General features: G+C 48.2%; 11 protein-coding genes. 7 read left to right on the forward strand and 4 right to left on the reverse strand.

The genetic code is table 11. The features are described from left to right. The first annotated feature begins 49 nt into the window (after positions 1–49). On the forward strand, positions 50–1,156 hold the full coding sequence (locus tag OZX72_RS02855) for an adenine-specific methyltransferase EcoRI family protein (RefSeq protein WP_277158910.1): 1,107 nt from the start codon (positions 50–52) through the stop codon (positions 1,154–1,156). Positions 1,157–1,158: 2 nt separating this feature from the next. After that, on the forward strand, positions 1,159–2,289 hold the full coding sequence (locus OZX72_RS02860) for a DUF262 domain-containing protein (protein WP_277158911.1): 1,131 nt from the start codon (positions 1,159–1,161) through the stop codon (positions 2,287–2,289). 72 nt (positions 2,290–2,361) lie between these two features. Here OZX72_RS02860 and OZX72_RS02865 read toward each other — a convergent pair whose 3' ends face one another. Both OZX72_RS02865 and OZX72_RS02870 read right to left on the reverse strand, forming a co-directional pair. Next, positions 2,362–4,176 (reverse strand): ATP-binding protein, encoded by a 1,815-nt coding sequence (locus tag OZX72_RS02865; protein WP_277158912.1) that lies wholly within the window; start codon positions 4,174–4,176, stop codon positions 2,362–2,364. Further along, positions 4,169–6,274: an SIR2 family protein gene (locus OZX72_RS02870; RefSeq protein ID WP_277158913.1), complete on the reverse strand. Its 2,106-nt coding sequence runs from the start codon at positions 6,272–6,274 to the stop codon at positions 4,169–4,171. The genes OZX72_RS02865 and OZX72_RS02870 overlap by 8 nt, the downstream gene beginning before the upstream one ends. On the opposite strand from OZX72_RS02870, the gene OZX72_RS02875 reads away from it, so the two are divergent. Further along, complete coding sequence (locus OZX72_RS02875; RefSeq protein WP_277158914.1) at positions 6,265–7,215, forward strand: zinc-binding dehydrogenase; 951 nt, start codon at positions 6,265–6,267, stop codon at positions 7,213–7,215. The genes OZX72_RS02870 and OZX72_RS02875 overlap by 10 nt on opposite strands. Before the next feature lie 444 nt (positions 7,216–7,659). Continuing rightward, complete coding sequence (locus OZX72_RS02880) at positions 7,660–8,259, forward strand: NAD(P)H-dependent oxidoreductase (protein WP_277158915.1); 600 nt, start codon at positions 7,660–7,662, stop codon at positions 8,257–8,259. Between the two features lie 230 nt (positions 8,260–8,489). Here OZX72_RS02880 and OZX72_RS02885 read toward each other — a convergent pair whose 3' ends face one another. Together OZX72_RS02885 and OZX72_RS02890 are read right to left on the reverse strand one after the other, a co-directional pair. Next, the gene (locus OZX72_RS02885) at positions 8,490–9,698 is read right to left on the reverse strand and encodes a CapA family protein (protein ID WP_277159343.1); all 1,209 of its coding nucleotides are present in this window, start codon (positions 9,696–9,698) and stop codon (positions 8,490–8,492) included. A gap of 149 nt (positions 9,699–9,847) precedes the next feature. Further along, positions 9,848–11,092 (reverse strand): hypothetical protein, encoded by a 1,245-nt coding sequence (locus tag OZX72_RS02890; protein ID WP_277158916.1) that lies wholly within the window; start codon positions 11,090–11,092, stop codon positions 9,848–9,850. 278 nt (positions 11,093–11,370) lie between these two features. On the opposite strand from OZX72_RS02890, the gene OZX72_RS02895 reads away from it, so the two are divergent. From OZX72_RS02895 to OZX72_RS02905, 3 genes are all read left to right on the forward strand, one after another. After that, positions 11,371–11,907 (forward strand): NAD(P)H-dependent oxidoreductase, encoded by a 537-nt coding sequence (locus OZX72_RS02895; RefSeq protein ID WP_277158917.1) that lies wholly within the window; start codon positions 11,371–11,373, stop codon positions 11,905–11,907. 501 nt (positions 11,908–12,408) lie between these two features. Beyond that, the gene (locus OZX72_RS02900; RefSeq protein WP_277158918.1) at positions 12,409–13,047 is read left to right on the forward strand and encodes a CE1759 family FMN reductase; all 639 of its coding nucleotides are present in this window, start codon (positions 12,409–12,411) and stop codon (positions 13,045–13,047) included. A gap of 177 nt (positions 13,048–13,224) precedes the next feature. Next, the gene (locus OZX72_RS02905) at positions 13,225–14,646 is read left to right on the forward strand and encodes an aldehyde dehydrogenase family protein (protein WP_277158919.1); all 1,422 of its coding nucleotides are present in this window, start codon (positions 13,225–13,227) and stop codon (positions 14,644–14,646) included. Positions 14,647–14,842 lie beyond the last annotated feature (196 nt).

Consider the following 14,842-nt stretch of genomic DNA (forward strand, 5'->3'; position numbering starts at 1 on the left):
ACAATGGTACTAATTAATGTTCTTATTTGGAATTGGATGGTGATTTTGCATGGCAAGTAACTTGACATTGAATCGAGCAAATAAGGCGAAAAAAGATGAATTTTATACTCAGCTTTCGGATATTGAGAATGAGCTAAAGCATTATCGAAAACATTTTGCTGGCAAAACTGTGTTATGTAACTGTGATGATCCATTTGAATCAAATTTCTTCCAGTATTTTTGTTTAAACTTTAATAGGTTAAAACTTAGAAAATTAATAGCTACTTGTTATTCAGGTTCTCCGATTAGTGGTAGTCAACTTACACTGTTTGGGGATGAAACTGAGGAGGAAAAGCATACTCCATACAAAGCAGTCGTAACTTCGATTCATGATGCCGATGGTGATGGAGCTACAAGCATGGTCGATGTGGCAGAATTATTTAGACAAGGTGAGAACACCATAGAGCGTCTTCAGGGTAATGGAGATTTTCGTTCGAAAGAATGCATGAGTTTGTTGGATGAGGCAGATATTGTTGTGACGAATCCACCATTTAGCATGTTTGAAGAATATATATCGACATTACTTAAAAAAAATAAAAAGTTTGTCATTATTGGGAATCAAAATGCTTTAAAGTACAAAGCCGTGTTTCCATATCTTCAAAATAACGAGCTTTGGCTGGGTTATGGTTTTCCTGGTAATGTAGCTTTTTTTGAATCTCCTTATAAAGACATTGCTGTTTCTTCCACTCATCGTGAAGGAATGATTCGTGTTTCTGGCATTATGTGGTATACGAATTTAGATATCAAAAAACGGCATGAAGAATTAGTTCTTGTGAAACGTTATAATCCAAAAGATTATCCTAAGTATGTGAATTATGATGCTATCGAGGTAGGGAAGACGTCGGATATTCCTTGTGATTATTCAGGGAATATGGGTGTTCCCATTACTTTCATGACGAAGTATGATCCAGAACAGTTCGAAATTGTCGGGATGAATTGGACAGTACTCGCGGATGCTGTCCTTTCAGATGATATTCGAAACCATCATAATGTTGCTCGTCGATTGAACTTTTATCTGCCAAAGCCGGATGGACGTGGTAATGATTATTCACGAATGTATGATCGTATTGTGATTCGTAATCGTCATCCAGAACCACAACGTTATCAGGAGGTGTAGCTATGACAATGGATATAAAAGAATGTCGTATTAAAGTAAGTGCCGTTTACGAGAACTATGAAAATGATGAAGAAGAAGGCGTCACAGGTTATAATGATCGTCTTGATATCCGTCCAAAGTATCAACGCGAATTTGTTTATAAGCCCGATAAGCGAGATGCAGTGATTGATACAGTGCTTCAGGGGTTGCCACTCAATGTCATGTATTGGGCAAAAACGGGTGAGGATACGTATGAAGTACTAGATGGACAGCAACGAACTATCTCACTTATGGAATATGTGGATGGGAATTATTCTGTTGAATATGATGGCAATTCTATGAATTTTGATAATTTACCACAGGATATTCAGCAGCGTATTCTTGATTATGAGCTATTTGTCTATATTTGTGATGGCACGGACTCAGAAAAACTTAAATGGTTTAAAACTATCAATATTGCAGGGGAACGGTTAACCGATCAAGAATTGCGTAATGCCGTATATGCAGGAACATGGACTGCCTCAGCGAAGAAGTACTTTAGTAAAAGTAATTGTGCAGCGTCACGATATGGTTCCAATGTTGGTTGCGAAGGCTACGTCAGGGGCGATAGTATTCGACAAGAGATACTAGAGACCGCGATCTCGTGGATTGCTGATCGTGACCATACCACAATTGACGGCTATATGTCTCAGCATCAAAACGACCAAACCGCACAAGAGCTATGGAGCTATTTCCGAACTGTGATTGATTGGGCTGAAGGTCTATTCACACAATATCGGAAAGAAATGAAGGGATTACCTTGGGGTATTTGGTATAACCAATTGAATAAAAAAACGGCTGATTTGGATCCTAAAGATTTGGAATCTAAAGTTTCAAAGCTTATGTGCGATGAAGATGTACAGAAAAAATCAGGTGTGTACGAGTATCTGTTGTTTGGGAATGAAAATGCCCTCAACGTCCGAGCGTTTTCTGAAAGGGATAAGCGTCAGGCATACGAACGGCAAAAGGGTGTCTGCCCATTATGCGGAAAACAATATCCTATAGAAAAGATGCAGGCAGACCACATCAAGCCATGGAGTGAGGGTGGCCAGACTATACCCGAAAATTGCCAGATGCTATGTACTCAGGACAACATCAAAAAAAGCAATCGCTAGTAAAAGCGATGGGGTACAGATGATAAGTCAAGAAACTATATTCTAATCTTTATTGTCTGCACTCTATCGTACTTAGTTATTTTTCTCCGATAAGGCTGTTTGATAATGAGAGCTTTGCGATTGAGGTCGTCTTAGTGGTGAAGCGATATTAACATCTAAAGGTATCGGGATGTCAGTTCCCAGAATCAGGGCTTCTCCAGGTTGTAAATCCGGCAGAAAACGTAAAGATGCATTACTTGCAGCGCCACTCGCATTTTCAATGGCTTTTCTGTCTCCGTCATTAATGAGCCTGTGAACAATCATGGTACCCATCTGGCTTAGTGTCGCACCTGAAAGATCTCTTGGGCGTTGGGTAGCGAGGCACAAATTAAGCCCATATTTACGTCCCTCTCGAGCTATGTTTTCGATACCTTGCAGAGGTAATGCAACCTCTTGAGAGTCCATATTTTTACCGATAAAATTGTGAGCTTCATCGATAAACAGCAATAATGGTTTGTCTGCATTTATCAATTTTCTTTCTTTGGCTCTTTTCATCAATGAGTTAGCAATTGCGTTAACTATAACAGGTCTTGCCTCGCCAGAAGCATCCATGGCTGAGATGTCGATTACGAATAAATTATTTGTATTAGTATCAGAAAGAAATTTATCGACGATACTGTCAAAATTGCAATTGGTTTTATCACTTATGTTAAGGGCAAATCTATTGCTACGGATTATTTCGTCGACTCGCATTAGTAACGATTGGCATTGATTTAGTGCATTTTTACTTCGTTTCCAAGCCGTTCCTTCTTTGGATTCAACGCATTCGGCTTTGATTTGTAATTGCAATGCGTTAAGGTCGAAATCCGCAAATGTGTTTGCGAGATATTTGGACACTGCAGGATCTTCTGTTAGTTCAGCAAAGTCAGCAGGTTCTTTCCCGTCTTTATCAATTGTTTTTGCATTGTCTAGAATTGAGGGATCTATGATTTTATCCAAGTTTTTTGGAGGTTTTTCCATTGTCTGTAAGCATTTTAAAATTCGCAGTGATTGTATAGCGTCTCTTAAGACGGGTGCTTGGATTGCAGCTGAAGGGGTGAACAGGGAAAGATAATCATAACTTGAAAAATTAGTTGCAGAAAAAAGAACTTCATTTGCCGAAATACTTTCAGAATCCTCATCAGGTGTGTGATACCACTCGACAGTGTTTTTGAGGTCTTCTGAAACTGAGCATGTTTTATATTCGCCAGTGGAATCGACTAATATCGTTTTGGAACCAGAATATCTTTGTAATTCCTCTAAAAGGTGTTCTAATGTCCAACTTTTCCCGCTGCCGGTCATTCCTAAGATTGCACAATGACGAGAAAAGATTTCTTCGGGACGCAGTTGCATTTCCGTCTGTGTTCCCTTGATAGTCCCTAAGGTTAGTGTTACAAGTGCTTGGTTGCTATTGGGGTTTGTGTCATTTATGCCTTTTATGCGTGTTGGTATTTCTCCGATAAACTTAATAGGTAATGAATAGACAGAATCTCCAATTCTCGGTGAAGATGACATCCCTGCTGTTATTTCTAAAGAGTCTTGTGCAATGGAGCCTAAGATTTGCATCGTTGCCTGCGCTGAGACCGTGTCGATTCTATAGGGGTCATGCCTTAGTTTGGCAACATCGTCACGAAGGGCAGATACTTCATTAATTCTGCCTAAAAGTGCTACTTCTTGAGATTGAACAACAATATACTCGCCGACTTCCCCTAAACCATGGCGAGTGCCGTCATAGTGGACACCGGTATGAATTTGTTGATTGGTGACTGTACAAACAACTTCATCCTGTTTTATATCAGAGACATTTCCAATGAACAATTGTTTTAAGAAAAGACCACTTTGTGTCTTATTGCTTTTTTCTTCAGTCATGTATGCTCGCTTCGCGAATAAGTTCTCGAAGAGCCTTGATGGCTCTATCGTCAGTTGATAAAGTTCTTATATCTGGTATTTCCTTAGCAAATGGTTCAAATTTAGTGCTAATCATTGCGATATCTGCACCGTTACTCATTTCTTTAAATGCCTCTGACCAATACTTATCATCTTTGTCGGTGCTGGTTTCCTTATCTTCCAGATGAGGTACTACGAAGATTACACGCAGCGAACTGTTGGATTTAATTGCACTTAATAATGGCTCAGACAGATGATCATCATGTAGTCCAAAACCTATAACTAACACACATGTTTCAGGTTCTCGTAATGCTTCTAAGTATTGCGACATCATTTCAAGATGAGGTTGTATATAGCTTTGATGGTACTTTTGCTTAGCTGGAAAAATCATGCAAGCATCGTCTCCGCTGACGTGCTCGTCGATAGTGATTGCATTTTTAACCCTTTTCCAGTCTACTGATCCGTGAATTTTGTATAACTTAATTACTCCTTCTTGCAGAACAGAATTATGCTCCGATTCAGAGGTCTTGCGTACTATATCGTATCCGAAGAAACTCGGATCATAAATTCTTGGGTTGGTAAAAGAAAAACCGTCAATAAGAACTTGTCCTTTTTGCCCAGCTGCAGTTTCAAAGCACCGGTCGTAATTGGTAGTAAATAATTTAGGGCGAGGAGCATTTGTACGACGACGAGACAACTTTTGTAAGAAAACACTATGAGCGTTTAAGCTGCAAGTTTTATTAAGCAGTTCCGGACTTGAGTTAAAGATTAATTCGAGTAAATTATTTTTCCATTTTTCGACAGATTCATAGTCCTCAGACTTTCTTTCTTTCGAACGCTTAAGATAAGTTTCGGCTTTATTCAAAAGTAATTCTACAGGGTATTGTTTCGAATCGCCTTGTTTTTTGTATTCTTTCCCGTCTAAAGCTTTGACGAAAATACTGATTGTGTCTGCATTACCGTTAGTTATTTGGGGTTTGCATTTATTCCATAGTTCAAGATTCATTCCCCAGATTAAGATACTGCGATTGATAATTTTTTCTCTGATTCTGTCTAAAGCAATTTGCTTGTCGCTATTATCCTTACTGCTTCTTTTTAACGAACTATAATTTTCTACAAAATTATTAATGGGATTATCCTCATCGCATTTCGTAAGTAAATCATTTTCGGCGTATGTGTTTAAATATGATGAACATTCTTCGTACAATCCCTCTGCCGGATTTAAGAATAATCTACAACAATCGAGTATTGTATTTTTCATCTTAGAAAGGCATTGCTTTAATGCTTCATTTTCTTTGTAAAGTCTTTCTTTTGTCGTTTCTTTAGGACTAGAGTTCTTTTCGTCTCTTGTTTCGGGCTTTATTGCTAATGAACTTTCAGCTGCACCTGGGGTTTTTGTCGCTATTTCCGCAGCAGATTCTTCTTTATGGTAGGAGTCGACAAGAAGCTCAATAATACTTAGAAAATTCTCAATGTTATCCTCCTTTGTGACGTCATAATTTAATCTTCTTTGCAAGATATCTTTTATGTCGTCGGTAATGAACGGTTGACATTTAATCCATAAATCCCACATGCTTGGGCCATTCATAGGGTCTAAAGAAGTGCCCGATCCGGCTAAAACTATGAGATTAGACATCTGCAATGAAGACAAGAGATAGCTATCGAGTGTGCTTCTAACTTCGTTATTTTCAGTCCACTTTGTCTTATCTTTTTTGAATTGTGCATTTGCAGCTTCTTCCTCGTTTGGGGAGCTGTATGTATTTGCGTTTGAAGGTTCTTCGGGCTTTTTAAGAGAGGTATCTAAGGTTAACCAAGGACCTTTGTGAATTTTAAATCCTATCAAATTTTTACTCTCGGCAGGCTTTGATGGTTCTGCATCTTTGCTGGCTTTACTCAAGATTGCCTCATTTCGTTTCGATTTAAGATAATTCCATTTTCGTATTATGTATGGATAACTGTTTTTAAGTATGAATGCATGATGCTGGCTTAAATTAGATTCATTATCGTGAGAATCTTTAGAATTATTGCTGTTGATTAGAATATAGGCTGTTAAGCCAAAGGAGCACAACCATGAAAGCATGGAGATTTTACGGGACTAACAAGCCGCTGAAGTTGGAGGAGGTGCCGGAGCCGCATGCTAAGGCGGGCGAGGTCGTCGTCGACATGAAAGCGGTCGGACTTTGTCACACGGACGTCGGGTTCCTGACTGATCCGGGCTGGATGACGGGGCACACCGTGCCGTTTACGCTCGGCCATGAGGACGCCGGCGTCGTCAGCGAGGTCGGGGAAGGTGTCGAAGGCTTCAAGGTTGGTGACAGGGTCGCGATTTGCCCGACCACCTCGGCTGGCACGCCAGGCGGCAGCTTCGATGGCGGCTATGGTGAGAAGGTCGAGATCGGGGCGCAGGCGCTGGTGCCGATTCCCGATTCGGTCGATTTCGTCAGGGGAGCGGCGGCGACCGACGCGGGCATGACCTCCTACCACGCCGTCGCCACGCGCGCGGCCGTGAAGAAAGGTGAGAACGTCTGCATCATCGGTGTCGGCGGGCTGGGGCAGATTGGCGCTCGCGTCGCGTATCTGCTCGGCGCCAACCTCTACGTCGCCGAGGTCAAGGAGTCCGCATGGCCGATGGCCAAGGATCTGGGCGCCATCGACGTGAAGAAGTCCGTCGCCGATTTCGCTGCCGACGGCATCAAGTTCGACAAGGTCATCGATTTCGCGGGCTTTGGCACCACCACGGCCCAGGCCATCGAGGCGTGCAACAAACACGGTGTCGTGGTGCTCGTGGGCATGGGTCGGCTCGAAAGCACCATCAACACCAAGGCGCTCATCATGAGCCAGGTCGACCTGCGCGGCTCAAACGGCGGTATCAAGGAAGACATCGCCGGCGTCTACGAGCTCATGGCGTCCGGCAAGCTCGACCCGGTCACCACCAAAATCCCGTTCAGCGAGATTCCCGAAGGCCTCAAGAAGCTGCAGGCCGGCGACGTCCGCGGTCGTCTCGTTGCTGTGTATGAGTGAACCGCATTGCGTCTAGTGGCACTTTATTAAAGGTGTAGTTGGGTTGCAGCTCAACTACACCTTTATATTTAGAAGATTCTTATATGGCGAGTGCATTTACATGCCTTGGCCGACGTAAATGTGGAAGGACCCTTGATTTGAGCACTGTTAGTAGGCTTGAGGGTCACTGTTGCTATTTAATATCTCAGTTGGATTGAATGTTGTCCATTCACGGTGTGTGTCGTTTATAGGTGTTAGTGGGTTTGCTTCGATTCGGAGTGATTTTCTGATACTGGAAGTCCATGAACGGATTGATTCATTATAGCTTCGGCATTTTGGGACAAATGAAGTATCAAACATGGCAAAATCTCCCGAATTTTATGTCAGCTGCTTCATTTGTCACACTATACGCTACAAATGAAGCATGAACGTTCAAAAATCGCGTTTCGTCCGTACAATGGTGACATGACCAAATTCCTAGCATTTACGGCGAATCCGGATCCGGAATCGCTGACGCAATATATCGGCAAGGCGTTCCTCGAGGGCGGCGCGAGCAAGGGCGCGGACATCGAGTTCGTCGACCTGCATGCCATCGGCTTCGACCCGACCTACCGCATGGCCGACCGCAAACAGTACCTCAACGAAGGGCCGATGCCCGACGACGTGGCCGCGCTACAGCAGAAGATTCTCGGTGCCGACATCATTGCGCTGGTCTGCCCGATCTATTGGTGCTCGATGCCCGCGATGATGAAGGGTTTCACCGAGCGTGTGCTCTGCCGTCACTTCGGCTACAACCCGGGCCACAGCAAGTCCGTAATCGCCGACAAGAAGTTCCGCTTCATCATGCTCACTGGCAGCTCGGAGCAGTGGTACCACGAGTCCGGCATCCACGACGCCATCTATAACCAGGTCATCTACTACATGTTCCACCATTACTGTGGGGTCGACGACGCCGAGCTGGTTTACGTCGATAACCTCGAGATGGCGGACCCTTCGCCGGAAGCCCATGCGGCCGCGGCCAAGCATATCGAACGCATCAAGGAGCTTGGCGCGTCGATGGCGTGAGTTCGGTACGTGCTAAGAAGACTGATGGACGTTTGGAATCGCTTGTATCAAGAATCTTGCGTGCTACTCGGTTGACAGTACCTGTTCGGTTTATCTAAATTAATCCGTTAAAGATTGAGGCTTTAGAAAACTATGATAGAAGTTTTCTGAAACCTCAATTTGTATGTCACAGAATCATAATTAGCAATTAGCGATAGTCACGGTTCCTAGCGGCGCGGAGTTCCATCAGTTTATTTGTGTTCGTCGGTCAGCCGCCACTCGCGCACGACATTGCTGTCGGCACCCAGCGAATAGATGACGTCGTGGATGCGTTGCTCCTGTTTCGCGTCGGTCCCCGGGTCCCAACACACGCCGTTTGGATAGTCGCCCGCAATCGGACACCATCGGTACTGCCCTTGCTGCATATTGGCGGTAGGGACCCAGTCGATTCGATTGACTCGCCAAGTTCCAGGTTTGCCGCGTTTGCCGGCGAACTGGATGCGAGCACTGACGCCCTGGTTGTTGACCTCGTTGCCGGGAATATAGGAAGTGACGGTCACCGCGTTGCCGAGCCCGTAGACGATCCATGTATTGTGATATTTCTCAATCGGTTGTGCGCAGTGGCATCCGGCCCCATAGATAACGTCGAACGCCCCGGTATCCGCGAGTTCGTGCGCTTCCGAAACCTGCCACGAATCAGCTTTCGTCAGATATTCCTGCACTGAATGCATGGCTATCGCCACCACGTCCGCGCCCTGCTGCCGTGCCGCTTTCGCCTTGGTGACGGCTTTCTGGATGTCGGCTTCGTGATTAGGGTCGCCCGCCTCGCGCAGCCTGTCGACCTGCCAATCCTGGTCGGCGGTCATGCCGTTGAGCGAAACCGTCCCGGTGATCAGCCCGAGCTTGCCGCCGCCGGTGGGGGAGTTGATGACCAGCGGTTTCTTCGAATCCTCTTCAGTTTTGTATGATCCGGTCTGGGCGATGCCGTCGGCCGCGAGCGTGTCCCAGAGCCTCGCGATACCGGCGCTGCCTTGGTCCCAGGAGTGGTTCGTCCCATGCGTGCACGCGTTGTAGCCGACATGCGCCGCGGCGTCCGCCACCTCCGGGGGAATGTTGAAGATCGGGTATGCGGAATATGGCCCGCCGCGCGGTGCGATGGGCGTCTCGAACTCGCACACCGAAATATCGGAAGCCTGAATATACGGTTTCATATTCGCGAACAGCGGGTCGAAATTGAAGGCCGTGCCGTCGGTTGCGCTCGGATTGTTCTGGAAATTCTTCCAAAGACCCTCGTGGAAGAGCAGGTCGCCGTTGACGAACAGGGCGATGCAGTCGTCGTCCGGGCAGTCGGGGGAGTTGCCGTGATGTGTTGTGACCGGTTTCGGCGTGCTCTTCTTATTAATGGCGGCGTTCGAGGCCGTGACATCGCTGGCAGTCGTGGAGGCGTTGTGGCTTCGCATACCGAAGAACAATGCCGCGCCCACAATAACGAGTAAAGCCAGCACGATAATGCCCGCTCCCCAAAGTCGGGGCAGCGGCGATGCCCTATGAGTCGAGATATTGCCCATGGAATTGTTCGTGTGTCGCGGGCCGTGTTTGGGATTGGACTTCATCGTGCATTCTCTTTCGTCTGTTCGTCTTCGTCGTTGCCGGTTTCTCTGTTTCCAAGGATACTCTTTACGACAGTTTGACCGAATCGGTCATACCGGTGCTCGGCATGGCTGACCATCCACGGGTCAGGAACGTAGATAGCGCTCTCTGGAACGCTTTGACCGTTTCGCTTTTTGAAAGTGCCGTCGTCATTTTGGATTATCCGACAATCCGATATCGCTTGCAAAAAAGCGTTGGTTTCGTCCGCGGTTTGGAATGGATAGGGCGTGGTACACCAAACAGGACCGGCTTCGATAATCACAGGCTGAGCAATTGCCGAAAAGGATGGAGGCATTTTGTTTTCTTCGATATCCCGGAATCCTACGATGATACTGGCATTATCGAGATGGCTTGACTGCGCAGCCTGGGTTGCCGCCGATTCAGCAATGGCGCGGTAGGAATCATGGAATCGTGCCCCGTCGAACACGGTGAGAATATCATGGCTGTCTTCATCACCCGAGCGGTGAACGCAATATCCGCTGGAAGCCACGGCTTTCCCGCCGTTGACGATAACGCACCATTCTTCGCGAATGCCGTCAACATGGGTGCTAATGGCAATCAGCGAATCTTCGGGAGCTTTACTCAGGTCGCGCTGCAATTCATCAAGATTTCTTCGCGCCGCTCTGAATTCAGGAACCCGTCCGCGGCTCAGTTGCGACCAAGGACGTCCACCCAGTCCTTCCGGCAGCTTGGCCCATCTACGAATTTCGGAGACGGAGGCGATGATGACGTTTCGTTGCGTTAATTTTCGGGGTAAACGGGCCAGCCAATCCGCGGTCGGCGCTTCAAAAACTAGCAGAGATAGGTTATGTCTAATTCTCCAGTGATTATTGGCAATCAGCAAATCGGCCGTAATCCATATGGTAGTAGTATTTTCAATCTCACGAGTCGGTTCGAAACCGTAGTCATAAGTGGCTGTCCAATTATCAAGAGGATTTTCGAATTGTGATTGTGTCGTCAATACCGTTCGTTGCTCTATCGATACGGTTCTGCCGTCTAACGAACCCGGCTTGCTTTCCTTATTATTCTGCGGTTTTACCTGTATAGCATCGTGAGAAAGAGGTACCTTCTTCTTTGCGGAACTATCATCCGCAGAGGCGATACTCGACTGTGACATATTTGTCATGTGAGCTTTGTCGAAATACTCCTTGAAAGCTTCCTGAACCCAGGAAAGCGGGCTGATAATGGTCAGATTGGCGCTCAATTTCCCTCCGTTATCGATAGGTTCCGATAAATAGTTCAAGTTTACCGACAGGCTTTGAAACACGCGGAAATGTTGCGAATACTGGGTTCAGGCAAGTATTTTCCCGATAATAGAACGGACAATAATTAGACAGATTCGAACCGGCGGATTTATTCCCGCTTGCCTCGCAGCTAAATATGACACAACTGTTGGTCTTGTTTAGTATTGCCCCTACAAGCTTGCTTGTGAATGAAGTAAATGAATAGGCAAAAATTACACAACTTTAAGGAGTCACTATCATGACCAAGATTGCCGTTTTCGTCGGATCGCTGCGCAAGGATTCTTTCAACTTGAGCCTCGCCAAGAACGTTGAGCGCCTTTCGCCCGAAGGTGTCGAATTCGACTACATCGATATGGACCTGCCGCTTTACAACCAGGACCTCGACGGCGACATGCCGGCCAAGGTCGTCGAGATGAAGAAGACCGTTGAGGCCGCCGACGGCGTGCTGTTCGTCACCCCGGAATACAACCGCAGCTTCTCCGGCGTCATCAAGAACGCCATTGATTGGGCCTCCCGTCCGTGGGGCCAGAGCTCCTTCACTGGCAAGCCCGCCGCCATCATCGGTGCCTCCATGGGTGCCCTTGGCGCCACCCAGGCCCAGCACGACCTGCGCAACGTTGCCCTCTTCTTTGACATGAAGCTCATGGGCCAGCCCGAGGTCTACTTCAACGCCGCAACCGGTCTCGACGAGGACGGCAAGGCCGTCGAGAGCTCCGAAGACTTCCTGCGTGGCTTCGCTGAGGCGTTCGCCAAGCACGTTGAGGCCAACAAGTAAGTAGTGCTGTCAAAGCGTCGTTTCGTTGCGATACCGGGATTCCGGCGATGCTGGTGATATCCGGAAATACTGAGATGCCAACGGTACTGTGAGCGCTGATAATGCAGTATCGTTGGGGCAGTACGGCAATATCGGATACCGCCAATCCTGCCAATTCCGGCGTTTCAAGTATCGCGACGAAACCTATGGACGCAACGGCCAAGCCGAGGCCGTAACGCCTCAACGATGCAATCGTAAATATTCGATATTCATAATACAATTTTTATAAAACGTTTGATGTTTCTGTGCGGTATAATTTGCCTGTATTTGCGTAATGTGAATACAATCACGGTTTCCTTAGTGCTACCTTACGTTTCGGCCTCGCGTCGGACGTATGAACGTGGTACGTTAGCAAGTGAATATCGTGTACTCGGATTGCCGGGGAGTGTGCCTCACGGCGCGCTTGCAAGGCTTGAAGCAAACATTCAAAAATTGAAGTTGTCAGGTGCAGGGAGGAAAACTGTGAGTCTTGAGGAGACGACAGACATTGTGGCGCTGGCCGCTAAGGCGGAGGCCGATGTGAAGCAGTACCGCTTGACGGTGGTCAATGCGGGCATTTCGGAGCCTTCCAGCACGAGGCGTTTGGCCAAGGAGATTACGAACAAGGCCCAGGCCTATCTTGAGGCTCGGGGCAAGGTTGTCATCGTCGAAATGGTCAATCTTAAGGACATGGCGGTCGACATCGCGAAGGCCTCGGTGACTTTCGAGTCCAGCAATCGTCTTGCGGAAGCCATTGCTTCGATCACCGCTGCCGACGGTCTGGTTGTGGCTTCGCCTATTTACAAGGCCTCGTATTCCGGCCTGTTCAAAGCGTTCTGGGACCTCGTTCCGCGCGACGCCATCACCAACATGCCGCTGGTTCTGGCCGCGACGGGCGGTTCCAACCGTCACGCTTTGGTGCCGGACGTGGTCATGCGCGGTTTGTTCGCGTTCTTCCGCGCCGTGCCAACAGCCACGAGTCTGATGGCCACGAAAGAGGATTTCGATACGCCGGAACTGGAGAACCGCGAGGAGCGTGCAGCCACGGAGCTTGGCGCGTTGATGCTTTCCGGTGTGAGGCATGAGCCCGTCGATGAGCCTAGTGACCACATGAATTGGTGATTTCGCTGATTCCGCTTCGATAAGCGAATAGGCTCAGCCCTTTGAAGCCTCAATAATTTTTCTTTTTTGTTATCGGTTCGTTGTCTTTTGATGGCGGACCGATATTTTTTTATTCGGAGAGAATTTTTTCGGGTGTAATTATGGGGTATGATAGGTTATGCCTACAAGGAGGTGGCTATGGTTTATCAAACCGTCAATCCATATACCAACGAACTGGTCAAGGAATATCCGTTCACCACTGATGCCGAGCTGAAGAGCACCATCGATCTGGCGGACAAGACATATCATGAAACGCAAAGCCAGCCGATTGCCGAGCGTGCCAAGATTCTGCACAACGTTGCAGCGCTGTTCCGCAAGAAGTCCGCGGAACTTTCGAAGATCTGCACGGTCGACATGGGCAAGCTCGTGGGTGAGTCCGCAGGCGAGGTGGAGCTGTGCGCCATCATCGCTGATTGGTTCGCCGATCACAGCGAGGAACTGCTCAAGCCCGACAAGCTTGACAGCATCGTCGCCGGTGACGCCCAGGTACTGCACCAGTCCGTCGGTGTCGTCGTCATGGTCGAGCCCTGGAACTTCCCGTACTATCAGATCATGCGCGTCTTCGCGCCGAACTACATGCTTGGCAACACCATGATTTTGAAGCACGCTTCCAACACGCCGACCTCGGCCAAGCGTTTCTGCGAGATCGTCGAGGAGGCCGGAGCCCCGAAAGGCGCTCTGACCAACCTCTTCATGACCTATGACCAGGTGACGCAAGCTATTGAGGACCCGCGTGTTCAGGGCGTGGCGCTCACCGGTTCCGAACGTGGCGGCGTGGCCGTCGCGGGTGCCGCCGGCAAGGCTCTGAAGAAGAGCACGATGGAACTGGGTGGCATGGATCCGTTCATCGTACTTGGTGACGCCGATATGAAGAACGTCAACGAGTGTGCATGGCGTGTCCGTCTTTACAACGCCGGCCAGGTCTGCACTTCGGCCAAGCGCTTCATCGTCATGGACAACGTCTACGACGAGTTCCTCGATGGTCTGATCGACGCCTTCTCGCGTGTCACTCCGGGTGATCCGATGGATCCGTCGACCACCATCGCCCCAATGAATTCGAAGCGCGCCAAGGAGAAGCTGCAGGGCTCGTTCGATGCCGCGGTCGCCGCAGGTGCGAAGGTCGCCTACCGCTTCCCGGAGATCGACTCCGAAGGCCAGTTCTTCCGTCCTTCGATTCTCACCGACATTACCCCCGACAATCCCGGTTACAAGACCGAGATGTTCGGCCCCGTCGGTGCGGTTTACAAGGTCCACAGCGAAGAAGAGGCCGTGGCGCTCGCCAACGACAACCCGTATGGCTTGGGCGGCATGCTCTTCTGCGGCGACAAGGAGCATGGTGCCGAGGTGGCCGCGAAGGTCTACACCGGCATGATGTTCGTCAACACGCCGTTGGCCTCGCTGCCTGACATCCCGTTCGGTGGTGTGAAGCTTTCCGGTTACGGCCGCGAAATGTCGCGTCTGGGCCAGATGGCGTTCACCAACGACAAGCTGCTCGTCACCGCGGATCGCTTCGACAAGAACAATGCCCCCGGCGCTCTCTATGCCGCGCAGGATTTGTGATTGATGCTGCTGCGCGACTGATGCAGTGGCTCGATTCACAGCAATCGACTCAAGAAGCCGGTTTCGTTATTGATACGGAATCGGCTTCTTCTTTTGTGCTTGTTTATAGTATTTCGTTTTTGAAGTGGTAAAAGGCAGTGTGCAAAGGGTAAAACTTATTCTTTGCACACTGCCCATATTCATTTCGGTAATCGGA

This window comes from Bifidobacterium sp. ESL0769, from assembly GCF_029395495.1.
GTDB lineage: Bacteria > Actinomycetota > Actinomycetes > Actinomycetales > Bifidobacteriaceae > Bifidobacterium.

Coding starts and splice junctions, on each gene's coding strand:
- OZX72_RS02855 (WP_277158910.1), top strand. CDS start 50: ATGGCAAGTAACTTGACATTGAATCGAGCAAATAAGGCGAAAAAAGAT.
- OZX72_RS02860 (WP_277158911.1), top strand. CDS start 1,159: ATGACAATGGATATAAAAGAATGTCGTATTAAAGTAAGTGCCGTTTAC.
- OZX72_RS02865 (WP_277158912.1), bottom strand. CDS start 4,176: ATGACTGAAGAAAAAAGCAATAAGACACAAAGTGGTCTTTTCTTAAAA.
- OZX72_RS02875 (WP_277158914.1), top strand. CDS start 6,265: ATGAAAGCATGGAGATTTTACGGGACTAACAAGCCGCTGAAGTTGGAG.
- OZX72_RS02870 (WP_277158913.1), bottom strand. CDS start 6,274: ATGCTTTCATGGTTGTGCTCCTTTGGCTTAACAGCCTATATTCTAATC.
- OZX72_RS02880 (WP_277158915.1), top strand. CDS start 7,660: ATGACCAAATTCCTAGCATTTACGGCGAATCCGGATCCGGAATCGCTG.
- OZX72_RS02885 (WP_277159343.1), bottom strand. CDS start 9,698: ATGCGAAGCCACAACGCCTCCACGACTGCCAGCGATGTCACGGCCTCG.
- OZX72_RS02895 (WP_277158917.1), top strand. CDS start 11,371: ATGACCAAGATTGCCGTTTTCGTCGGATCGCTGCGCAAGGATTCTTTC.
- OZX72_RS02905 (WP_277158919.1), top strand. CDS start 13,225: ATGGTTTATCAAACCGTCAATCCATATACCAACGAACTGGTCAAGGAA.